Raw genomic sequence first — 22,034 nt, forward strand, 5'->3', positions numbered from 1 at the left:
CCACCTGAATTTGCGCCAGATGTTTTGAATTTCGAGGATTACCGTGAACGAGCTCAGCCCCTTTTCGATTGCGCCCAGCCACAGGCCACGCCGCCATGCCCTGCGTGGTGCCCTGCTGGCGGGGGCACTGGCGCTGCTGACCGGCGGTTGCAGCACCGTGCCGGTGGCCGGGCCGATGGCCCCCAGCCTGCAGCGAGAGGCCAATGAGGAAGCGCCGCCGTTCCTGCTGGTGCCGGTCAACCGCATGACGCTGACCGCGCTGGGGCATGTGCCGGCCGACAGCTTTACGCCGCTGGCCGCGCCGGCCCCGCCGCCGGCCGATACCATTCACATCGGCGACACCATTTCGGTCACGTTGTGGGAATTCGGCAGCGGCCTGCTCGGCCCGATCCCGTCGATTCCCAACGTTGGCGCCGCGGCACCAGGGTTGGTCGGTGCGCAATCGGCGACTGTGCCCAACCAGACTGTGGACCAGAGCGGCGATATCATCGTGCCGTTCGCGGGCGAAATCCACGCCGCCGGTCGCACCACCAAAGTGGTGCAGAACGCGATCATCGCCGCGCTGAAGGGCAAGGCCAACCAGACCCAGGCGCTGGTGCAGATCGTGCGCAGCAGCGACAATGCGGTGACCGTGACCGGCGATGTCAACCGCCCGGGGCGCGTTCCGCTGATGCGCAATGGCACGCGTCTGCTGGATGCGATCGCCGAATCCGGCGGCACCACTGGCAAAGCCCGCGACATGCTGGTGCAATTGACCCGCGGCGGGGTGGTGCGCAACATTCGCATGGCCGATGTCATGGCCGACCCGACGCAAAACATCTATCTGCGCGGCGACGATGTCCTTTCGCTGGACCATGAACCACAGACGCTGGTCGTGCTGGGCGCCGCCAACAAGAACACCGAAGTGGTGTTCGGAAAATCGCGCGTCACGCTGGCCGAGGCGATCGGCAATGGCGGCGGGCTGGCCGACAATCTGGCCGACCCCTATGGCGTCTATGTGCTGCGCTATGAAAAGCTGGTGGTGGCACGCAATCTGACCACCACCCCGCTGCCCGATTACCTGCAGGCGAGCGACGTGGTGCCGGTGATTTATCAGCTGAATTTCAAGAGCGGCGACGGCCTGCTGCTGGCCGACAGTTTTGTCATGCGCGACCGCGACCTGGTCTATATCGCCACCGCGCCGTCAGTGCAGGTCAACAAACTGGCCAAGATGTTCGGGTTGGTGGCATCGATTTTCAAAGGCAATTCGTCGGTCAACCTGGGTTTCTGATCACGCGCCAACGCGCGTGATCGTTATTCCTGCGCGGCGGCGACTTGCAGGCCCCAGGGTTGAAACAGTGAATGCGCCGTCGGTGCGGGTGCAACGCTGCGCGGCATGATCACCGCATTGCGCGCGCGGCGGCCGGCGCGGTGGGCAGGCCGCATGTCGATCTGCGGTGTCGCGGCGGCGACATAGGATTCGCCCACAGTGGCCAGCGGCGCGGCCAGTTGCGCGGTGTCGCCTGGCATGTTGTAAAAGATGTGCGCGCCGATCTGCGTAACCCGTCGCCCGGTGGCGGCCCATACCGGCAGGACATAATCGGCATGGTAATGCGTCGCCCCGCCGACATGATCGGGCGCCGCACCACCCAGCACTGCCTGTGCCGCGTTGCGCGCAATCAGCATCGTATCGGCCGTCAGGTGGCGGTGGAGCGAACCGTCGCAGGCAAACGTGAACTGGCACCCGGTCCGGCGTTCAGATCCTTCGAACACCACGCCACACACGGTCTTGGGCCGATGCGGGTTGCGCACGCGGTTCAGAATGACCTGGCCCACCGCCTCTTGCCCGGCGATCGGCTGGCCGGCCGCCTCATAGGCGATCGCCCAGCTCATGCAATCGAGCGCGCGGCTGCGATCGTCGGTCAGCAGCGGCGCGATCGGCGCGATCGGCGCAGCGGGGGTAAACAGTGGCGTGGCGGCGGGCGCCACGGTGGCCTGCATATCCGCGCCATAATACGCGGTCAGGCCGGTTTCACCCTGCCCGTCGATGGTGGTGGCCATGGCCGCCAGCGGCAGGAACAGCGCGCAGACCGCGGCCAGGGCCGCAAACAGCCAGGGCCCGGTCCACCCCGATGCCACGCGCGACATGCCCCTGTTGCGGAATTCCCCCATGGCGCCGTCTTGGCGGCGATATGTTTCACAACATTGACACATTGCACGCGATACGGCGCAAATGTCGTCGCACCGGCCACCACACCCGGTTGATCGGTCACGATTGGCTGCGCACCGGGGTGTTCGATCGGGGCCGACAGCGACCACGGGCCATCAACCGGTTGTCCACCCCGCCGGTCTGCACGGATGATTCGCGCTCTGGCCGCGCCGGGTTAGCCCAGGTGCTGCACAGCCAGGATGATCAGGCAGGTCAGCACGGTGCACGCAATCAGCCGACATTCGGCCCAATGCACAAACGATTCCGTCCCTCCGCGTGCGGGCGTCACGGGCGGTGGCGGCACCATTGGCACACCCTGGCGCGGGCGGGCCGGCAGCGGATTGTTGCGTGCGGCTGCGGCTGCGCACGCGAGCACGTGGCTGGCCAGCACCCCCGCCTCGTCAACGGTCAGCCGCCGTCGTGACCGCGAAAACATCAGCGGCGGTTCCGGCGGAAATGGCGGCGTGTTTTCAACCATGGCGCGGTCTCGCTGTGTCGTCCCGGATGATCCGGAACGGCATCCTGCACCGTGATAGCGCGAAGTCGACCAACGGAAAACACTCACCCCCGGCGGGGTTGGCGCAGCGCAGGCGTTATTCCCCGCGTTCCAGCGCGGCGACGATGTGCTGCGCCAGGCGATGCGCGGTGTCGGACAGGCCGGGCGCCTCGATCAGCGCAATTTCGGTATCGTACAGCGGCGGCAGATCATGATCGCTGGTGATCGCGGTCAGATAGGCCGGGACCATTTCGCGCGGCAGCACAGTAATGCCCAGCCCGGCGTTCACCGCCGACCGCGCGCCCGCCAGGCTGGTGGAGGTATAGGCCACGCGCCATTTGCGCCCCATCGCCTCCAGCGCATCGATCGCGCGTTTGCGATAGACGCATGGTTCGGGCGACATCACCAGCGGCACGCTGCCAGCCCCAGCCGCAGCGCTGCCATCGCGCGCCACCCACACCAGCGGTTCGCGCCACACCCGCACCCCCTCCAGCGCCGCTGACGGCTCCCGCTTCACCAGCACCAGGTCGAACTGCCCGGCATGAAACGCCGCTTGCAGGTTGAGCGTCAGATCGCACGTCACCTCCAGTTCGACCAGCGGATGCGCCTTGGCAAAGGCGGCCAGCACGGCCGGCAGATGCGCGGTGGCGAAATCTTCCGGCACGCCCAGCCGCACCCGGCCGACCATGTCGGGTTCAAACAGTTCGGCCAGCGCGGCGTCGTTCAGCCGCAACATCTGACGCGCCGGGCCGAGCAGACGTTCGCCCTCTGGCGTCAGCGCCATTGAGCGCGGGCTGCGCGCAAACACCGCGCGGCCGATCTGGTCCTCCAGCCGTTTGATCTGCAGGCTGACAGTCGATTGCGTGCGCCCCAGCCGGTCACCAGCGCGCGTGAAACTGCCGGTTTCGGCGATCGTCACAAAACAGCGCAACAGATCAAGATCAAAGGTCCGGGTGCCGGGCATTGTACGCTCCAAAGCGATCAATCATTTCGATATTCAATGGTCAGGATTTCAAGATATCGTTTTACCAATGGTTGCGCAAGCGCGACAGGGTCCCTCGAAAGGGATCGCCCATGCCTTCTGTCCAGACCCTGTTTGACGAGCCATTTTCTGCCCATTCGCTGATGCCCGACCCGTTGGCGCTGGTGATGATCGCGCTGACGCTGTTCGTGGCGCTGGTCGTGGCCGGATTTTCGCGGGTCTATATGCGCGCCGATCCGGGCTTGCGCCGGTTTGGCCGCACCCTGGTGGTGCTGATCGCCTGCGTGCTGGTGGTGGTGACCACGCACAACCTGGTCGCGCTGGCCATCGCGTGGGTGGGCAGCGGCGTGCTGCTGGCACGGCTGATCGGGCACGATCGCGGCTGGGCAGAGGCGCGCGGTGCGGCACGGCGGGCGCAAGTGGCGTTTGCGATCGGGGATCTGGCGTTGATCGTCGCGCTGGCGCTGCTGGGCCACGCGGCGGGGTCGGCTGATCTGGGCGCGGTGACCGTCGCGGCACCAACGATGCCGGCGGGCACAACCACGGTAGCGGCGCTGCTGTTGCTGGTGGCGGCGGCAGCACGCTGTGCGCTGCCGCCGTTTTCGGGCTGGCTGCTGTCATCGATGACCGCGCCGACCCCGGTTTCGGCGCTGATGCACGCCGGGCTGGTCAATGCCGGCGGGCTGCTGCTGATCCGGTTTGGCCCGGTGCTGGAATGTGCGCCCGCCGCGCGCGTCGCAGCGGTTGTCGTCGGTCTGGCCGCGGCAATCCTCGGTGCCGGCGTGATGGTGGTGCGCCCCGATGTGAAACGCGCGCTGGCGGGATCGACGGTGTCGCAAATGGGCTTCATGATCATCAGTTGCGGGCTGGGGGCCTATGCCGCCGCGCTGTGGCACATTGTCGCACACGGCATGTTCAAGGCCTGGCTGTTCCTGGGATCGGGATCGACCATCGGCATGAAACCCCGCGCGATGGCGCCGGGACCACGCGCCGACCGCACGACGCTGGCGATCGCCACCATCACGCTCGGCACGGCGCTGGCGCTGGTGGCGGGCGGGCAGGCCAGCGCCAATCTGGTGCCGCTGCTGCTGGGGCTGGCGACCGCGCTGGCCACGCTCGGCACCGGGCTGCGTGCCAGCCCGCACTGGGGCGACCGCGCGGTGACGGGCGCGCTGGTCGCCGGGCTGATCGGCGGCAATGTGCTGGGGCTGGCGCTGTGCCACGCCGTGCTGGGCGCCGATGCCCCGACGCTGCTGTCCACCCCGGCGCTGATCGCGCTGATCGCCGGATTTCTGGGCGTGTGGGCATGGCAGGCGCAACGCCGCGCACTGCCCGCAGCAATCTATGTCCACCTGATCAACAGCGGAGCGCTCAACTCTGCCCGTGCCGGAGACGCCTGATGACCGTGCTGAACCACGCCGATTTTGCCGCAATCGATACCCCCCTGCCCTCTCGCGCCGAAGTGGCCGCGATGGTGTCGCTGGCCGCGCGCACGGTCGCGCCGCTGTGGCCGCTGGAAAGCGCGATCGCGGTCAACCCGCTGTCGGGGTTTGAAGATCTGGGCTTTGACGAGGCTGTGGCACGCGCCGCGCGCCGGTTTGGCGCACGCGATCATATGGCGCTGGGCACCTGGCGGCGGCTGTTGCAGGCGGGGCGGATCGATGCCGGCGCGTTGCGCGACGCAGCGATTGCCGTGCTGGGCGGGATCGATGCCGCGTTCAGCCCGATCGGGCCCGATCTGTCGCCGCTGGACCTGCTGATGGCGCGGCTGATCGATCTGCCGGCCAGTCCCGCGCCCGCCGCCGCGCCATTGCCGGCCGATGCGGCATTCGTGGCGAAATGGTGCGCGGCGTTTTTTGACCAGGGCATGGCGGCCAGCCCGATGCCACACCGCGATCTGGGGCTGTATCGCGCGGTGCTGGCGCTGGCCGCGCATGACCGCGATTATCGCGCGCTGACCGGGAGCATCGGGCGGCGGCTGCTGCTCAGCGTGCCGCGCGATCCGCACGATGCGATTGCCGAAGGGCTGATCATGCTGGGGGTGCCGGCGGCGGACCAGGTCGATTATCTGGCCACGCTGGTGGCGCGGTTGCCGGGCTGGGCCGGGCACATTCGCTGGCGCAGCGACCATGCCGAACCATCGGATCGCGCTGGCGCGCCGGCGGGCATGGCCGATCTGATCGCGCTGTGGGTGCTGCTGGAACGCGCCAGGGCGGGCCGCGTTCCAATGGCCGACATGCCCATCCCTGATGCTGATGCTGATGCTGATGCTGATGCTGATGCTGATGCTGTCGGCACCGCTCTGCTTGGTCATTTCCACCTGGCCCCCGCCATGCTGGCGGCGTTGCAGCCCGAACAACGGGCGCGCTGGCACCAGATCGTGACGATGTCCGAAAACGCGCTGGGCCGCATTTACATGACGGCCGCCGAAACCGGGCTGCGCAATGATCTGGTGCGCCGGTTGCGCGGTGCCGTCCGTCATGATCCGCCGGTATCGCGCGCCGATGCGCAGCTGGTGTTCTGCATCGATGTGCGGTCCGAACCGTTCCGCCGCGCGATAGAGGCGCAAGGGGCCTATGAAACGCTGGGCTATGCCGGGTTTTTCGGCCTGCCGATCGCGCGGGCCGGCGACGGTGCCGGGGGACGTCGCGAACGCCTGTTGCCGGTACTGCTGGCGCCGCAGCATGATCTGATGACGGTTCCGGCACAGGGCCAGACGGCAGCGGCGGAGCACGCTTGCGCGGCAGCGGCGCGGCGCAGCGCCACCACGCGCGTGTTTGACCAGGCCAAACAGGGCCTGGCCACCGCCTTTGCCACGGCCGAGGCGACCGGGCCGCTGGCAGGGGCGGTGATGGCCATGCGCACGTTTGCCCCCAGGCTGGCACGGCGGCTGGGCGCGACGCTGACCCCGCCGGCGGATCCGCTGCTGGCGCCGTGCATCACCGGGTTCACGCTGGCCGAAAAGCTGGGCTATGCGCGGCTGCTGTTCCGGCTGACCGGGCTGTCCCCCGCCACAGCGCGGCTGGTCGTACTGGCCGGGCACAGCGGGGCGGCGGTCAACAATCCTTATGCCGCCGCGCTCGATTGCGGGGCGTGTGGCGGGCATCCCGGCGGGTTCAACGCCCGCGTGCTGGCCACATTGCTGAACGACCCTGAGGTGCGCACGGGGCTGGCGGCGCAGGATTTCGCGCTGCCCGAAACCACCGTGTTCATCGCTGCCGAACACAACACCACCACCGATGCGGTGACCGTGTTCGACCGCGACGCCGTGCCCGCCAGCCACCAGGCCGATCTGGCCGCGCTGGAACGCGATCTGGCGCGCGCGGGCACAATCAACCGCCAGTTGCGCGCGCACCAGTTGGGCCGCAGCGCTGACGATCTGCTGACCGCGGCGGTCAACTGGGCCGAAGTGCGGCCCGAATGGGGCCTGTCGGGCAATGCCGCATTCGTGGTCGGCCCACGCTGGCTGAGCCGCGATTGCGATCTGGGTGCGCGCGCGTTTCTGCACAGTTACGACTGGCGCGACGATGCCGATGGCACGGTGCTGGCGATGATCCTGACCGCGCCGATGGTCGTCGCGCAATGGATCAATTGCCAGTACCTGTTTTCGACGATCGACAACCATGCCTATGGTTCGGGTGACAAGACCACCCAGAACGTGATCGGCCGGATCGGCGTGGTGCAGGGCAATGGCGGCGATCTGCGCGTCGGGCTGCCGCGCCAGTCGCTGTTCGCCGATGATGGCACCCCCTGGCACGTGCCCCAGCGATTGTTGACCGTGGTGCTCGCCCCGTTTGACCGGGTGGAGGCGGTGATCGGCGCCAATGACATCCTGATGCGCCTGTTCGGCAAAGGCTGGGTGCAACTGGTGGTGATCGACCCGCACACCGGCAAGGCGCTGCGCTGGGCCACCGACGACGAAACCAGCCAAACCAGCGAAACCCCCAACACCAATTCGGAGAACCAGCCATGACCACGCCCGCCGCTTCCAACGCCGACTTTGCCAGCCTGACGCTGCACCGGCTCAAGAAAATCGAGATCATCGTCCACGCCGCCGACCAGCGCCCGGTCGAAGACCTGCTGCATGTTGCCGGCATCGGCGGGTGGACCATGATCCGAGATGTCGCCGGGGTGGGCCATAGCGGGTTTCACCAGGCGCGCTCAATCTTCAACGATCAGACCGGGCTGGTGATGTTCCTGGGCGTCGGTGAAGCGCCGGCGATCGCCCGCATCGCCCGCGGCCTGGCGCGCCTGTTCGAAACGCTGCCGGGGGTGACATTTCTGTCGGACGTGGAGGTCATGCGATCGGACTATTTCGCACGCAGCGAACCCGACCGGGTGTGATCCCGGCTTGCCCCTGGCGAGCCAGGGGCGGTTTCGAAAGGGTCGCGCGGTGCCGCGCGGCCAGGCAACGCTTGCCGGGCCTTGCGTCGTGAAACCGGCAGCCGACCAACGCAAAAATGTATGCGCAACCGCCTGTTGTATACTGATGCGCAAGCCATTCGCGCGCGGCTTGCGTCCTTCGTCCAACCCCCGTAGAGTTCCAGGACAACAGAACCGAAAAAGTTGCTGCAAATATTGACAGCAATGCGCCGGGTGAAATCGGGGGAGAAGCATATGCCTGGTCATTATCGCCATGCACGCGCGGCGTTCATAGCCGCCACATTGGTATTCACCACGGCGCCGGCGCTGGCCGGACCCGCACCGGCGCCCGGCGTCAACGATGCCGAAGTCGCGCTGCCGCCGCCACCCACGGCATGGTTTGCCGAAAAGCCTGTTGGTACGTCGGCGGGGCCCGTAACGGCGGCACAACTGGCCAAGGGCGCCGATCACGACAACTGGCTGACTTATGGCGGCGATTATCGCAATTTCCGGCACAGCCCGGTTTCCGGCATCACGCCAGCGTCGATCAGGAAACTGCGCGTCGCATGGTCAGCCCCGACCGGCACCGTCGGCCAATTCGAAAACTCGCCGATTGTCTATGGCGGCGTGATGTACGTGACCACGTCCTACAATCGCCTGATGGCACTGGATGCCAGGACCGGGCGGATCTTGTGGCGGTACGATGTCCAGTTGCCGGGCGATCTGCGGCTGTGCTGCGGACCGTCCAACCGCGGCGTCGCGATCGGCGGCGACATGGTGTTCATGGCGACACTCGACGGGCATCTGATCGCTTTTGATCGGACCACCGGCAAGGTGGCATGGAACGAAGTGGTCGCCAACTACAAGGACGGGTATTCGATCACCGCGGCGCCGCTGATTGTCGGCGATCTGGTCTATACCGGCATCGCCGGCGGCGAATTCGGTGCGCCGGGTTTCATCGATGCCTATGACATGAAGACCGGCAAACGCGTCTGGCGCATCAACACCGTGCCGACCGCCGGGCAGCCCGGGGTCGAGACCTGGGCCGGCGAATCGTGGAAATCGGGCGGCGCGCCAACCTGGACCACCGGCGCCTATGATGCAGAAACCAACACGCTGTTCTGGACCGTCGGCAATCCGTCGCCGGATTGGAACGGTGACAGCCGTGCCGGCGATAATCTCTATTCCAACTCGCTGCTGGCGCTCGACCCTGCGACCGGCAAGATGAAATGGCATTTTCAGTTCACGCCGCATGACGTGTGGGATTATGACGGCAATACCCAGATTTTCCTGGTTGATACCGAATTCAACGGCAAACCGGTCAAAGCGATCGCCCAGGCCAATCGCAACGGCTATTTCTATCTGCTCGACCGGGCCAGCGGCAAGTTCCTGCGCGCCAGCCAATATGTCGAACAACTGACCTGGGCCAAGGGCGTCGATGCCAAGGGCCGTCCGATGGTTGACCCCGCCGCCATGCCGCAGGAAAATCCGACCGCGCGGGTCTGCCCGTCCAACCTCGGCGGCATGAATGGCTCCTGGACCGGTGCCTATGACCCGGCGACAGGGCTCGTCTATGCACCGTCGATCGAATCGTGCCAGCAATTCGTCAAGGGTATTGCCGTCCATGTGAAGGGCATTCCGTTCATGGGTGGCATGCCCAACACCACCGATGCCAACGAAGGCAAGTCATACGGGCTGTTGAGTGCGATCGACGTCAAGACCGGCAAGATCAAATGGCGCTACAAGGATGCCCGCCCGATGATGGCCGGCGTGGCTTCGACAGCGGGGGGCGTGCTGTTCACGTCGAATCAACAGGGGGAGGCGCTCGCCTTCGACCAGGCGACAGGCGAAAAGCTGTGGTCGTTCCGCATGGGCGGCGCTGGCCGTGGCCAGCCGATCGTCTATGAAATCGACGGCAAGCCCTATGTGGCCATACCATCGGGCGGGTTCGCCGGTATCGACGGCTTTGCCGGCGCTGGGTCGAGCATCCCCGAAGGCGGGCAGCTGTTTGTTTTTTCGCTCGATTGACCGGTATGGGCCTTGGCGTTGGCGCAGTTTCAGGAGCAGCATGTTGATGGACAAGCGTCTGGGCAGGATCGGCATCGCCATTTCGACGGCGAGCGCATTGGCGATAGCGATCATCTCCGCCGGTCATGCAATGCCCGCCGCTGCTGGTAACAACGCTCAGCCCGCCGACACGGCTGTCCATTCACCCCCGCAATCCCCGGCTGACGTTGCACGCGGCAGGGCGTTGTTTACCGGAACCTGCAGTGGTTATTGTCACCGGCCGAGCGCGTCTGCCGCCCGCGAGCCGGCTTCCGACGCGCCGTCGCTGTTCGATTGCGAGTGGCTGCATGGCGGGTCTGACGCGCAGGTATTCCACACCATCACGACGGGCGTAGCGGGCACGCGAATGGTGGCGTTCGGCGGCGCCCTGCCTGACGAAGACATCTGGCGGATCATTGCCTATCTGCGGTCCAGCTCCCAATGTGCGGTACCGTCCCCGCACTGATTTGTGTGGTCTCTGCCCTGGCCATTCGACGATCGTGCCGGTACCCGCGCGCGCCGTTCACCTGCTGGCTCAAGCCGACTTGCAGCGGCCCGGGAAGGAACGGCAGCGCTGGCCCGTTTGGCGGCGGAATTTATCCAGGCCGCCCGTGCCTTTCAGCAACAGGCCGCGCGGCGCAGGTTGATGAAGTGGGCGGAGGCTACCAGGGCCACCCCGGCGATGGTCATCACCGCCTCACCCAATCCGTGGTGCGACAGCACTGCGGCGGCCATCAGCGACAGCCCGCTGGCGCCGACCACCAGCGCCAGGCGGTGGCCGGCATCGCTGAGGCCCGACCGCAGCGCGTTGGCGCCGATCGTCGCCACGCCGATGGCCAGCGCCAGCGCCAGGCCGATGTGGTGGATCGCCGGGTTCAGCAGCACGCCGCCGCCCAGCCCCAGCACCCCGATCAGCACCAGCCCCGCCACGCAATGCACCATGCACAGCCCGGACACGATCACGCCGGCGCGGTCGAGCCGGGCACCGTTGGTGGTGCGATGGGATGTTGAGGGGGTGGCGGGCGATTCGCGCATGGCGGCCTCTTATGTGATAATGTAACATCACACAAGGCCGCTGGCATCGCTTGCGGCGCAACCACCACCCGCATGCACGCAACTTTAACCCACCCGGGCAAATGCCCGCAACGGGGGCTTGCGCGGCGAACAATCCGGTTCCAGATCACGCGCCATGACCAGCAACGCCCTTGCCCCGTCCGCGCGCCCGACCGCGAACCTCCGCCCGATGATCGCGTGGCTGATCGTGGTGGCGGCGATGATCATGGGTATCGTGGTGGTGGGCGGGATCACCCGGCTGACCGAATCCGGGGTGTCGATCACCGAATGGAACGTGGTGTCGGGCACTTTGCCACCGCTGAGCGATGCCGCCTGGGCCGCCGAATTCGACAAATACCGCGCCACCCCGCAATTCATCCGCATCAACGGCCCGGCGGGGATGACGCTGGCGACGTACAAGGTGATCTTTTTTTGGGAATGGGTGCACCGGTTGCTGGCACGCAGCATTGTCATGGTGTTTGCGCTGCCCTTCGCGTGGTTCTGGCTGCGCGGCACAATTCCGGCGGGGTACAAATTGCGGCTGATCGCGCTGTTGGCATTGCTCGGCCTGCAGGGCGCAGTGGGCTGGTGGATGGTCAAATCGGGCATCACCCATGATGTGAAAGTCAGCCATTTTCGGCTGGCGACGCACCTGTTGCTGGCGCTGACATCACTGGCCGGCATGGTGTGGACCGCGCTTGATCTGGCCGGCACCGGTCGCGGTCGCGCGACGGCAGGACTGCGCCCGCTGGCGGCGCTGACGCTGGGCGCGCTGGTGGTGCAACTGGTGCTGGGGGCCTGGCTGGCGGGCTTGCGCGCCGGGGTGGTGGCGGGCGCGGGCTGGGGCAGCATGGACGCCTGGCCACTGATGCAGGGGCAATTCTGGCCGGCTGGCATCGACTGGACGCAAGGGGCGGGCTTTGCGTTCAGCCATGATCCCTATCTTATTCATTTCGTCCACCGCTGGTGGGCGTGGGTGGTGGTCGCGCTGATGGTGGTGCTGGCGCGGGCGGTGCGTCGCGGCGGCAACCGCGTGGCCTCGGTCGCGCTGCACAGCGCGTTTGGCACGCAGATCATCCTGGGCATTGCCACGGTGTGGAGCGGGGTGTGGCTGCCGCTGGCGGTGCTGCACCAGCTGACCGGGGCGCTGCTGGTGGTGGCGACAACCTGCGCGGCGCATGCGCTGGGGCGGGCAGCGGCGCCGCGTTAAGGGGTGCCAAATCGGCTGCGGTATTATTATACCTCTCCGCAAAGCCGCCTGAAACCTTGACTCTGCGCGCCAATTGCAACAAAGGCCCGCATCACTGATCGTGACGCCGATGCGGGGCCTGAACCCGCAACGTCCAAATGATTCCATATGTCTAGGGAAACCATAAGCCCATGAAGGCGCTCAGCAAGGTTACCCGGTCGATCAAACCGGCCGAGGTAGAAAAGAAGTGGCACGTAATCGATGCCAGCGATCTGGTCGTGGGACGGCTGGCGGTGATTGTCGCCAACCTGCTGCGCGGCAAGCACAAGCCCAGCTATACCCCGCATGTCGATTGCGGTGACCACGTCATCGTGATCAACGCCGGCAAGGTGAAGTTCACCGGCAACAAGCTGCGTGACAAGATCTATTACAAGCACACCGGTTATGCCGGCGGCATCAAGGAATCGACCCCGGCCAAAGTGTTGGGCGGCCGTTTCCCCGAACGCGTGCTGGAAAAGGCGGTTGAACGCATGATCCCGCGCGGGCCACTGGGCCGTGCGCAGATGCGCGCGCTGCATCTTTATGCCGAGGCAGAGCATCCGCACGCCGGCAACCAGCCCGAAGCGCTCGATGTCGCTTCGCTCAATCGCAAGAACAAGGTGGGTGCATAATGGCTGACACCGATACCGTTTCCAGCCTCGCTGATCTGAAGGATCTGTCGGCTGCCGCCCCGGTCGAAACGACCGAAGAATACCAGGCACCCGCCGTCCGCACCGGCCCGCTCGCGGTTATCCGCGAAAAGGAAATCGATGCGCAGGGCCGTTCCTATGCCACCGGCCGCCGCAAAGACGCGGTTGCACGCGTGTGGATCAAGCCCGGTTCGGGCAAGATCCTGGTCAATGGCCGCGATCAGACCGTCTATTTCGCCCGCCCCACGCTGCGCCTGGTGATCAACCAGCCGTTCCAGGTGGCTGGCCGCGATGGCGCCTATGACGTGGTCTGCACCGTCAAGGGCGGCGGGCTTTCGGGCCAGGCCGGCGCGGTCAAGCACGGCATCGCACAAGCGCTGTCAAAGTTTGAACCGCTGCTGCGCAGCGCGGTCAAGGCCGCCGGTTTCCTGACCCGCGACCCGCGCGTCGTGGAACGCAAGAAATACGGCAAGGCCAAAGCGCGCAAGAGCTTCCAGTTCTCGAAGCGCTGATTTTTCGGCTTTTTCGAAGCTTGGCATGAAAATGGGAGAGCCCGGCGTTTTCGCCGGGCTTTTTCGTATGTTCAGCCCGCGCGAGCCATGGCCAGGATCAACAGATGTTAACCCCCGGCGCGTAACCTGCGCCCCATGCTGATTCCCGGGCCAAAGCTGAACACGCTGTTCCGCAGCCGCTGGAACGCGTTGCTGTGGGGGGCGGGTGTGCTGTTGACCGCCTATTGCTCGATCCCCAGCCGCGAGGAGAGCAAGGCAGAGGCCGATGCCGCTGCCGCCAGCAAGGTTGCCGCAACATCGCCGTGGGCCCGTGAGCCGACCCCGGCGGCACCGGCGCAGTGACACCAGTCTGCGCTGAGCAGGACTTGTAAAGCCCTTCCCTCAGGGGAAGGGTTGGGAAGGGGTGTCCGGTGCTGCGATGGCGCGCGACAATTCGGGCGTTGGACACCCTTCCCCAACCCCTCCCCTGAAGGGGAGTGGAGCAGCGACGCCCATCGTAAATCCCGTCAAGGTTTGGTGAACAGCGCCTTGGGCAGCACCACGTGCACGCCCTTGTTGCGGTCGACCAGTTCGGTCACTTCGACATCGCCGGCCACGCTGATCAGCATATAGGCATCATCGCGCGACATCCCTTTGGCGTTGATCAGGAAATCGATCATGTTGCGCAGCGCTTTGCGTGTCGCATTGCTCAGGTCGTCGTCGAAACCCATGGCGATATAGGCCTTGGGTGTTTCGGCGCGGGGATAGGGCAGGTTCTGGTCCTTGTGCAGGATGAACTGGAACGTGCCGACCAGCGATGTTTCCAGCGCGGTGATATCCACTTCGCCATTGCCCTGCGCGGCGTGGCCATCGCCGACCGAAAACAGCGCGCCGGGGGCATGCACCGGCAGGAACAGCGTGGTGCCCGCCACCAGCGCCTTGTCATCCATATTGCCGCCATGGATGGTTGGCGGCGCGCTGTCATAGCGGCCAAACGATGGCGGCGGGGCCACGCCCATGCTGCCGAAAAACGGCGCCAGCGGCACGTCGATGCCCGGGCCGAAATGGCCCACCATGCGTTTGGCATCCAGCGGCACGATCTTCATTTTGGGATAGGGAAAATCGTCGGTCAGAAACCCGGCGCCATAGCGAAACGCGTTATAGGCATAGGGGATGGCCAGATCGACCTTCAATATCCGCACTTCCAGCGTGTCACCCGGCATGGCGCCGGCGATCGCCACCGGGCCGGTCAGGATATGGCCGCCCGGGCCGCGCGCCGCCAGCGGCACGCCGTCAAACACGGCGCGCAATTCGGGTTCGACATCGGCGGGCGCGACGCCGGCCTTTTCCAGACCCGCCGGGCTGTTGGTCAGCAGGGTGTGGATCACCACCGTGTCGCCCGACTGGACCGTCAGCACCGGTTTGTCATTGGCGTCATAATGCCCCCAGGTGACCGTCTGCGGGGCCACTTTCAATTCATACGTGGCGGCGCTGACCGGCGCGACGTGGACGACAGTCATCGCGAAAGCGAGTGTACCCAACCAGACAAAGCGCATGATCTCTTCCCCTGACCCCCATCGGTGGCGGCAATATGTATTTGAACGACAACCGTTGTGCGTTGGCAGAATGTCCGCCGTCAATCCCGACAGGGCAGATTGCCCGATGTAGGCCGATCGTGCAGCACGTCGCAGTGCGTCGCCACGGCGCCGGGTCAATTTGGGAAACATTCATGCCGATCCTGCCAGTCATGCGCCGATTGATACTGGGCACCGCCACCGGCGCGCTGATTCTGACGGGTGCGCCGGTACTGGCGGCTGAAAAATCCGACGCGCCGGCGGCCACTGGTCCGAACACGATTTTCAAGGATGCCGCACCGGTCATCACCGCCGGCACGGTCACCATAAAAGGCCAGAAAATCGATTATACCGCCATTTCGGGCACCATCGTGGTGCATCCCGAACATTGGGATGACACCGCGTGGCGCGCCCACCCGGCCAAGCCTGACGACACCGCGGTACCGGATGCAGAGGCATCGATGTTCTATGTTGCCTATGTCAAAAAGGGTGTGCCGGCGGCCAGCCGCCCGATCACGTTCCTGTTCAACGGCGGGCCGGGGTCGGCCAGCGTGTGGTTGCATATGGGGGCGTTCGGCCCACGCCGGGTGGTCACGCGCGATGACAGCCACACCCCGGCGGCGCCCTATGACCTGATCGACAACGATGCCAGCCTGCTTGATGCCAGCGACGTGGTGTTCATCGATGCCCCCGGCACCGGCTTTTCGCGCGTGGCGGGCAAGGACAAGGAAAAGGCGTTCTGGGGTATGGATGCCGACGCCCATGCCTTTACCAGCTTTATCCAGGCGTTTCTGACCCGGCATGGCCGCTGGAATTCGCCCAAATACCTGTTCGGCGAAAGCTATGGCACCCCGCGCGCAGCGATGATCGCGGCGCGGCTGACGGTTGACCATGCGGTCGATCTGAACGGGGTGATCCTGTTGTCGCAAATCCTGAATTACAATCTGTCGGCCGATGGCGCCGTGCTCAATCCCGGCACCGATCAGCCCTATATCACCACGTTGCCGACCTATGCCGCGACCGCGTGGTACCACAACCGCCTGCCTGGCACGCGGCCCGCCGACATCGAACCGTTTCTGAAAGAGGCAGAAAGCTTTGCCATCGGGGATTATGCCAGCGCGCTGCAACAAGGATCGCTGCTGGACCCGGGCAAACGGCGCGACATTGCCGAACGCATGGCAAAATATATCGGCCTGCCGGTGGATTACATCCTGAAATCCGACCTGCGCATCGAAGGCGGGCAATTCACCCAGGCCCTGCAGATTGGCAGCGGGCTGATCACCGGGCGGCTGGATTCGCGGTTTTCCGGCCCGGCGATCGACGTGCTGAACAAAGAGGCCGATTATGATCCGCAGTCGGCCGCGATCAGTTCGGCGTATATTTCGGCGTTCAACGCCTATGCCCGCGACACGCTGCATTATGGCCAGGATGAAACGTACAAGCCCGATGCCCCGGTGGGGGCGTTCTGGAATTACGACCACCGCCCGCCGGGGCAGCCCGAACCGGTGCGCGGCATCATCAACGTGATGCCCGACATCGCCTATGCCATGAAATACAACCCGCAGATGAAGGTGCTGGTCACCGGCGGGTATTACGACCTGGCCACGCCCTATTACGAAGGGTGGTACGAAATGCACCATCTGCCCATTCCTGCCAGCCTGCAGAGCAACATCGCGTTCCGCTATTTCCGGTCGGGCCACATGGTCTATGCCAATACGGCGGCGCTGCACGACCTGCACGACGCGGTCGCCGGGTTCATCGCCGCGACCGACAACCTGCACAAATGATTGCATGCCAGTCCGCCCCGCGACGACGGGGTGGACTGGCTTCGTGCGTCACAGATCCTTTGAAATACCAAAGAAAAATCCGCGGCGCGGGCCCCATTGCGGCGCGCCCACGCCGATCCCGGTGCCATCGCGGATCTGGTATTTCGCATCGAACGCATTGGTCACGTCAAAGCGCACTTCGACCCCCGCCTTTTCCCATTTGTAGCTGGCGGCCAGATTGACCTGCGCATAAGCGGGCAGGTGGGCGCCGTTGGGAATGGTGGTGCCATCGGCCAGCACCAGATCCGACCGCAGGCCCGAACCATAGATCATGCTGGCCCCCAGTTTCAGCCCGGTCAGCGCGCCATCTTTGAAGGAATAGCTGGCACCGGCCGAACCGGTATAAGTCTGATCGTGATCAACATAGATATAGTGGCTGGCAATATAGGCCAGATCATCGGCCGAAAACGAAAATTCGCTCGATTCAATCTGCCGCCCCTGCGCCTTGGCCACGGCAAAGTTGGCGTAGAGCAGCCAGGCCCCGCGCTGATAATTGCCATAAAGATTGACCCCGCGCACCCGGCCAAAGGCATAGTTGAACGGCGTCAGGATGATCGGCGCGCCAAACTGGCCTTCATCGACCATGTGGCGCGACAGGCGGTAATAGCCGTCAATCCCGACGGTGAATCCGGGGGCCAGTTTCTGCTGCATGCCGATATCGAAATAGTGCTGACGTTCGGCGCGCGGCGTCGTGTTGACCAGCGAATTGGCCGCGGCGCTGGTGCCGACAAACCGCGCGATGGTGCCATTTGCCACCAGTTCGAACGGTGGCGGTGAAAAATAGCGGGAATAGCCCAGGTGCAGCGTGGTCAGCGCACCTGGCTGCCACACCAGGTTCGCGCGCGGGCTCAACTGGTTTTCGTGTCTGTAAGCGTCGTAATAGTCGAACCGCGCGCCATAGTTCAGCGTGACTTTGCCCGACAGCTGCCATTCGTCCTGGACATAGGCGCTCAGCATCACCGCGTTTTTTGTACTGCGGTCGCCGATCGTCAGCGGTGGGCCATTGGCCACGCCACCGCCGTCAACCGGGAACACCGCGGTGGTGGTGTTGCTGCGGGTGTTGTCGTGCTGGACAAACCCGCCAAAGCGCAACGTATGCCCGCCGCCGACGCGCCATGACGCATCGCCCTGCAACCCCAGCGCCAGATCGGTCTTCACCGCAGCTTGCGCCTGGCCGTTGAAAATCAGTTCACCAACCGCATCGGGCCGGTAGAGCAGCGCCGAATAGCGCGCAAACGCCCCGATCTGTACCGTCAACGGACCATTGTCGTGCAGAAACGCCAGCTGGCCAAATCCGGTGCGTTCCAGCTGCGTTTCGTTCAACCGGTCAGAGGCGAACGTGGTTTGTCCATCGACCGCCACGGGTGATGTCGCGATCAGCCCGGGCGGATTGGGGATCTGGAACCACTGGTTGGAATAGCCACCGACAAAGCTGATGCGATCGTTGGCAGACAGGATATGATCGACGTAGGCAAAGCCCTGAAACTGATCGGTGGCATCGTGCAGCGCGGTGCGCGCAGAGGTGACATTTTCAATCCCCAGCGCATCATGGCGGTAATCGGCCGACACGAAATAGTTGGTGGTGCCGTTCGATCCGCCATATTCCACGCTGGGTTCAAACGTGTCGTGGCTGCCACCGTACAGCGAGATCTGCCCGCCGTTGGCAAACCCGCTTTTTGTGTGGATGTCGATCACGCCGGCGGTGCGCAACCCGTATTGCGCGGGCAGCGCGCCGGTCAGCAGATCGAAATGGTCGATCAGCCGGGGCGACAGCGTCTGGCCAAACACCGCCAGCCCTTCGGGCAGGATCGTGCCGTTGATTCGGTATTGCAGGTTGGCGTGATCGTCGCGCACGTGAAACTGGCCAAAGCCATCCTGCACCACGCCGGGCAATTGCAGCATGATCTGGTTGAATTGCTGGTTGTCGCCGCCGGGCAACGCCTGGATGGCGGCGGCGGAAATGCCATAGGAATCCGCGCCCAGGCTTTTCTGGATCGCCGAACGCGCCTCATCCAGCCGGCGCGCGGTGACCACGATCGGGGCATCGGCGGGCCTGTCGGGCGGCGCATCGTTGGTGGCGGGGGGGGCCTCTGCCGCCACGGCGGGCGTTGCGATGGCCAGCATGACAGCGCAGACGGTATACGCGGTTCCGCCAAGCAGCTTGACACGGGGCATGATCATCGTGGTGTCAAATGTCCTGAAAGCATCGCGGTCGGTGGTTCGCCATATGTAATGTTATAGTATAACACAAGTGTCCATTCATGACCATTTTGTCAGTTTTTACCGTAGCTTGCCCAACCAAGGCGGCCCGTGTTGAACGCCCAGTGGACAGCCATTCTGCAGCATGCAGCCGGAGTCCGTGCGTAAAGATATATCTTTTGCCTTGCATCGGCAGACTTACGATATATCTTAGACCTATTCAAACGAATCACCCGTTTTGCAAGGATGCCAGATGTCCCGCCACCAGATTACCCGCCTGCGCCACGACACCCGCCGTCGCACCCTGACGATCGTGTCAATCGAAACCCTCGGCAGCCATATGCGGCGCATGGTGTTTACCGCACCTGAACTCAAGGACTTTGTCAGTGCGTCAGCCGACGATCATATCAAGCTGTTCTTTCGCGCCGCTGATGGAGAGACGGTCATGCGCGATTTCACGCCGCGCCGGTTTGACCCCACCGCACAGACGCTGACCATCGATTTTGCCCTGCACGATGCCGGCCCCGCCACGCAATGGGCCGCGGCCGCGCAGATCGGTGATACGCTGGACATCGGCGGCCCGCGCGGATCGGCGGTGGTGCCCGATGATTTCGACTGGGTGCTGATGATCGGCGATGAAACCGCGCTGCCCGCGATCGGCCGCCGGGTAGAGGAATTGCGCGCCGGCGTGCCGGCCATCACGCTGGTGGTGGTCGATGGCCCGGCGGATGAACAGCGCTTTGCCGCCCGCGCCGATTGGCAGGGCCACTGGGTTTATCGCGCCGGCCAGAGCGATGATGACAGCGGCCTGCTGCTGGGCGCATTGCGCACTCTGGCGCTGCCCGCCGGCGAAGGGTTTGTGTGGATCGCGGCCGAAACCGCGGTGGCGCGCGCCCTGCGCGCGCATGTGCAGGACGTGATCGGCCACCCGCGCGAATGGCTGAAGGCCGCGGGATACTGGACCCGGGGCGTGGCCGACGCAGCGGACAAAACGCTCGACGGTTGAGCGACCGCCTGCCCCCTTGCCCGGCCCGGCCCGCCTGCTAGTCGTGCGTGCATGACGGCAACAGCGCGAAGGGCAGGCTTGATGAGCAGAACATTGCGCAAAGGGATGGTTGTGGCGGCAGCCGCCCTGCTGCTGGCGCAACCGGTCGACAGCGCCTTCGCCGCATCGCCGGTGCCGGTGGCCGCCGATCATGGCATGGTGGTCACCGCGCATCGCCTGGCCACGGCGGCCGGGCTGGACGTGTTGCGCCACGGCGGCAACGCCATCGATGCCGCGGTGGCGGTGGCCTATGCGCTGGCAGTGACTTTCCCGGAGGCGGGCAATCTGGGCGGCGGCGGGTTCATGACCGTGCGGCTGGCCGATGGCACCACGCATTTCCTGGACTTTCGCGAAACCGCGCCGGGTGCCGCGCGCGCCACGATGTATCTGGATCAGGCCGGCAAGGTGATCCCCGGCCGGTCGACCCGTGGCTGGCTGGCGGCGGGCATTCCCGGCACCGTCGCCGGGATGGACTATGCGCTGGCGCATTGGGGCAGCCGCCCGCGCGCCGAACTGATGGATGCGGCCATCCACCTTGCTGGCGATGGCTTCACGCTCGACCGCGGCGATGCCGAAATGCTGGCCGAGGCGGCCGATGAATTGCGCCGGGACCCGGCGAGCGCGGCGATCTTCCTCAACGCCGGCAGGCCATGGCAGGCCGGCGACCGGCTGGTGCAGGCCGACCTGGGCCGATCGTTGCGCCAGATTGCCGACCACGGCGCCGATGCCTTTTACAAAGGGCCGATCGGTGCGGCGATGGTGGCGGGCAGCGTCCACGGCGGCGGAATCATGACCGGCGCCGATTTTGCCGGTTACACCGTGCGTGATCTGCACCCGCTGGAATGCGATTATCGTGGGTATCACGTGATTGCCGCGCCGCCGCCCAGTTCGGGCGGGGTGGTGATCTGCGAAACGCTGGGCATTCTGTCGGGATATCCCATGGCGCAGTGGGGCTGGCATTCGGCCGATGGCACGCATGCGCTGATAGAGGCGCTGCGCCGCGCCTATCACGACCGCAATGCGCGGATGGGCGATCCCGATTTTGTGAAGGTTGATACCGCCCGGCTGATTTCGGTCGATTATACGACGGCGCTGCGCGCGGGGATCAGCATGACGAAAGCCACGCCATCGCTGTCGCTGGGCGGGGTGACCGCCAGCCGCGAAGGGCAGAATACCACGCATTTTTCGATCGTCGATGCCGCCGGCAATGCGGTGGCGATGACCTATACGCTCAACGACTGGTTTGGCGCGCATGTCACCGCGCCCGGCACCGGCGTGCTGATGAACGATGAAATGGATGATTTTTCGGCCAAGCCCGGCGCATCCAACATGTACGGGCTGGTCGAATCCGCCAACAATGCGATCCGCCCAGGCGCGCGGCCGCTGTCATCGATGAGCCCGACCATCGTCACCCATGATGGCGCGCTGGCACTGGTGATCGGCACCCCTGGCGGCAGCCGCATCCCTACCGGCGTGCTGCAGGTCATGCTCAACCTGATCGATCATGGCATGACCCTGACCGAGGCGATCGAAGCCCCGCGCATCCACCAGCAATGGTTGCCCGATCAGACCTGGTACGAACGCTATGCGCTGTCGCCCGATACACTGAAGATTCTGGCAGCGCGCGGCCACACCCTGACCGAACGCCGCCACGGCAACCATATTGCCGCGATCGTGGTGGGCGGGCCCCGGATTGCCGGCGCGACCCCGCCACCGCCCGATGACGAAGGCGTGGCGATCCCCCCCGCACACCTGTTCGGCACGATCGACCCGCGCCTGCCGATGGGTGAGGCGGCGGGGTATTAGCGTCTGTTTCGAAAGTCGCCGTTCGGCGACTTTGTGCCACCCACCGCCCCGCACCCCCGGCCCAACCGCCCACAGGGTACCTTAACTG

General features: G+C 65.2%; 19 protein-coding genes. 13 read left to right on the forward strand and 6 right to left on the reverse strand.

What is annotated here, in order from left to right:
• The first annotated feature begins 43 nt into the window (after positions 1 to 43).
• On the forward strand, positions 44 to 1,270 hold the full coding sequence (locus tag ABWP89_RS10220) for a polysaccharide biosynthesis/export family protein (protein WP_353229049.1): 1,227 nt from the start codon (positions 44 to 46) through the stop codon (positions 1,268 to 1,270).
• Positions 1,271 to 1,293: 23 nt separating this feature from the next.
• On the opposite strand, the gene ABWP89_RS10225 is transcribed toward ABWP89_RS10220, so the two are convergent.
• The 3 genes from ABWP89_RS10225 to ABWP89_RS10235 form a co-directional block, all read right to left on the reverse strand.
• Positions 1,294 to 2,151, reverse strand: coding sequence for a cell wall hydrolase (locus ABWP89_RS10225; RefSeq protein WP_353229051.1), 858 nt, complete (start codon positions 2,149 to 2,151; stop codon positions 1,294 to 1,296).
• A gap of 212 nt (positions 2,152 to 2,363) precedes the next feature.
• The gene (locus tag ABWP89_RS10230; RefSeq protein WP_353229052.1) at positions 2,364 to 2,666 is read right to left on the reverse strand and encodes a hypothetical protein; all 303 of its coding nucleotides are present in this window, start codon (positions 2,664 to 2,666) and stop codon (positions 2,364 to 2,366) included.
• A gap of 115 nt (positions 2,667 to 2,781) precedes the next feature.
• Positions 2,782 to 3,648: a LysR substrate-binding domain-containing protein gene (locus ABWP89_RS10235; RefSeq protein WP_353229054.1), complete on the reverse strand. Its 867-nt coding sequence runs from the start codon at positions 3,646 to 3,648 to the stop codon at positions 2,782 to 2,784.
• A gap of 110 nt (positions 3,649 to 3,758) precedes the next feature.
• On the opposite strand from ABWP89_RS10235, the gene ABWP89_RS10240 reads away from it, so the two are divergent.
• The 5 genes from ABWP89_RS10240 (at position 3,759) to ABWP89_RS10260 (ending at position 10,540) form a co-directional block, all read left to right on the forward strand.
• Entirely contained in the window at positions 3,759 to 5,066 is a 1,308-nt protein-coding gene (locus ABWP89_RS10240; RefSeq protein ID WP_353229055.1) for a proton-conducting transporter transmembrane domain-containing protein, read from the forward strand.
• Positions 5,066 to 7,639: a DUF2309 domain-containing protein gene (locus ABWP89_RS10245; protein ID WP_353229056.1), complete on the forward strand. Its 2,574-nt coding sequence runs from the start codon at positions 5,066 to 5,068 to the stop codon at positions 7,637 to 7,639. The genes ABWP89_RS10240 and ABWP89_RS10245 overlap by 1 nt, the downstream gene beginning before the upstream one ends.
• Positions 7,636 to 8,010 carry a P-II family nitrogen regulator gene (locus ABWP89_RS10250; RefSeq protein WP_353229058.1) on the forward strand — a complete coding sequence of 125 codons (375 nt, stop codon included), beginning with the start codon at positions 7,636 to 7,638 and terminating at the stop codon, positions 8,008 to 8,010. The genes ABWP89_RS10245 and ABWP89_RS10250 overlap by 4 nt, the downstream gene beginning before the upstream one ends.
• Positions 8,011 to 8,283: 273 nt before the next feature.
• Positions 8,284 to 10,056 carry a pyrroloquinoline quinone-dependent dehydrogenase gene (locus ABWP89_RS10255; RefSeq protein WP_353229059.1) on the forward strand — a complete coding sequence of 591 codons (1,773 nt, stop codon included), beginning with the start codon at positions 8,284 to 8,286 and terminating at the stop codon, positions 10,054 to 10,056.
• A 40-nt stretch (positions 10,057 to 10,096) separates the two neighbouring features.
• Positions 10,097 to 10,540 (forward strand): c-type cytochrome, encoded by a 444-nt coding sequence (locus tag ABWP89_RS10260; protein WP_353229060.1) that lies wholly within the window; start codon positions 10,097 to 10,099, stop codon positions 10,538 to 10,540.
• Positions 10,541 to 10,692: 152 nt separating this feature from the next.
• On the opposite strand, the gene ABWP89_RS10265 is transcribed toward ABWP89_RS10260, so the two are convergent.
• Positions 10,693 to 11,109, reverse strand: coding sequence for a MerC domain-containing protein (locus ABWP89_RS10265; RefSeq protein ID WP_353229062.1), 417 nt, complete (start codon positions 11,107 to 11,109; stop codon positions 10,693 to 10,695).
• A gap of 154 nt (positions 11,110 to 11,263) precedes the next feature.
• On the opposite strand from ABWP89_RS10265, the gene ABWP89_RS10270 reads away from it, so the two are divergent.
• The 4 genes from ABWP89_RS10270 to ABWP89_RS10285 all read left to right on the forward strand — a co-directional run bounded on the left by ABWP89_RS10270 (position 11,264) and on the right by ABWP89_RS10285 (position 13,859).
• On the forward strand, positions 11,264 to 12,337 hold the full coding sequence (locus tag ABWP89_RS10270; protein ID WP_502915271.1) for a COX15/CtaA family protein: 1,074 nt from the start codon (positions 11,264 to 11,266) through the stop codon (positions 12,335 to 12,337).
• 170 nt (positions 12,338 to 12,507) lie between these two features.
• Complete coding sequence (gene rplM / locus ABWP89_RS10275; RefSeq protein WP_353229064.1) at positions 12,508 to 12,987, forward strand: 50S ribosomal protein L13; 480 nt, start codon at positions 12,508 to 12,510, stop codon at positions 12,985 to 12,987.
• Positions 12,987 to 13,517 (forward strand): 30S ribosomal protein S9, encoded by a 531-nt coding sequence (gene rpsI, locus ABWP89_RS10280; RefSeq protein ID WP_353229065.1) that lies wholly within the window; start codon positions 12,987 to 12,989, stop codon positions 13,515 to 13,517. The genes rplM and rpsI overlap by 1 nt, the downstream gene beginning before the upstream one ends.
• Positions 13,518 to 13,652: 135 nt before the next feature.
• The gene (locus ABWP89_RS10285) at positions 13,653 to 13,859 is read left to right on the forward strand and encodes a hypothetical protein (protein ID WP_353229066.1); all 207 of its coding nucleotides are present in this window, start codon (positions 13,653 to 13,655) and stop codon (positions 13,857 to 13,859) included.
• A gap of 164 nt (positions 13,860 to 14,023) precedes the next feature.
• Here the strand turns inward: ABWP89_RS10285 and ABWP89_RS10290 are convergent, their stop codons facing one another.
• Entirely contained in the window at positions 14,024 to 15,052 is a 1,029-nt protein-coding gene (locus ABWP89_RS10290; RefSeq protein WP_353229067.1) for an acetamidase/formamidase family protein, read from the reverse strand.
• A 173-nt stretch (positions 15,053 to 15,225) separates the two neighbouring features.
• Here ABWP89_RS10290 and ABWP89_RS10295 point away from each other — a divergent pair, with 173 nt between their 5' ends.
• On the forward strand, positions 15,226 to 16,857 hold the full coding sequence (locus tag ABWP89_RS10295) for a S10 family peptidase (RefSeq protein ID WP_353229068.1): 1,632 nt from the start codon (positions 15,226 to 15,228) through the stop codon (positions 16,855 to 16,857).
• A 48-nt stretch (positions 16,858 to 16,905) separates the two neighbouring features.
• Here the strand turns inward: ABWP89_RS10295 and ABWP89_RS10300 are convergent, their stop codons facing one another.
• Positions 16,906 to 19,077: a TonB-dependent receptor gene (locus ABWP89_RS10300; protein ID WP_353229070.1), complete on the reverse strand. Its 2,172-nt coding sequence runs from the start codon at positions 19,075 to 19,077 to the stop codon at positions 16,906 to 16,908.
• Between the two features lie 271 nt (positions 19,078 to 19,348).
• Between ABWP89_RS10300 and ABWP89_RS10305 the strand changes: the two genes are divergently transcribed.
• Complete coding sequence (locus tag ABWP89_RS10305) at positions 19,349 to 20,101, forward strand: siderophore-interacting protein (RefSeq protein ID WP_353229071.1); 753 nt, start codon at positions 19,349 to 19,351, stop codon at positions 20,099 to 20,101.
• An 81-nt stretch (positions 20,102 to 20,182) separates the two neighbouring features.
• Positions 20,183 to 21,946 carry a gamma-glutamyltransferase gene (gene ggt / locus ABWP89_RS10310; RefSeq protein ID WP_353229073.1) on the forward strand — a complete coding sequence of 588 codons (1,764 nt, stop codon included), beginning with the start codon at positions 20,183 to 20,185 and terminating at the stop codon, positions 21,944 to 21,946.
• Positions 21,947 to 22,034: the final 88 nt, after the last annotated feature.

It is taken from the genome of Novosphingobium sp. (assembly GCF_040398825.1).
In the GTDB taxonomy this organism is placed as follows: Bacteria; Pseudomonadota; Alphaproteobacteria; order Sphingomonadales; family Sphingomonadaceae; genus Novosphingobium.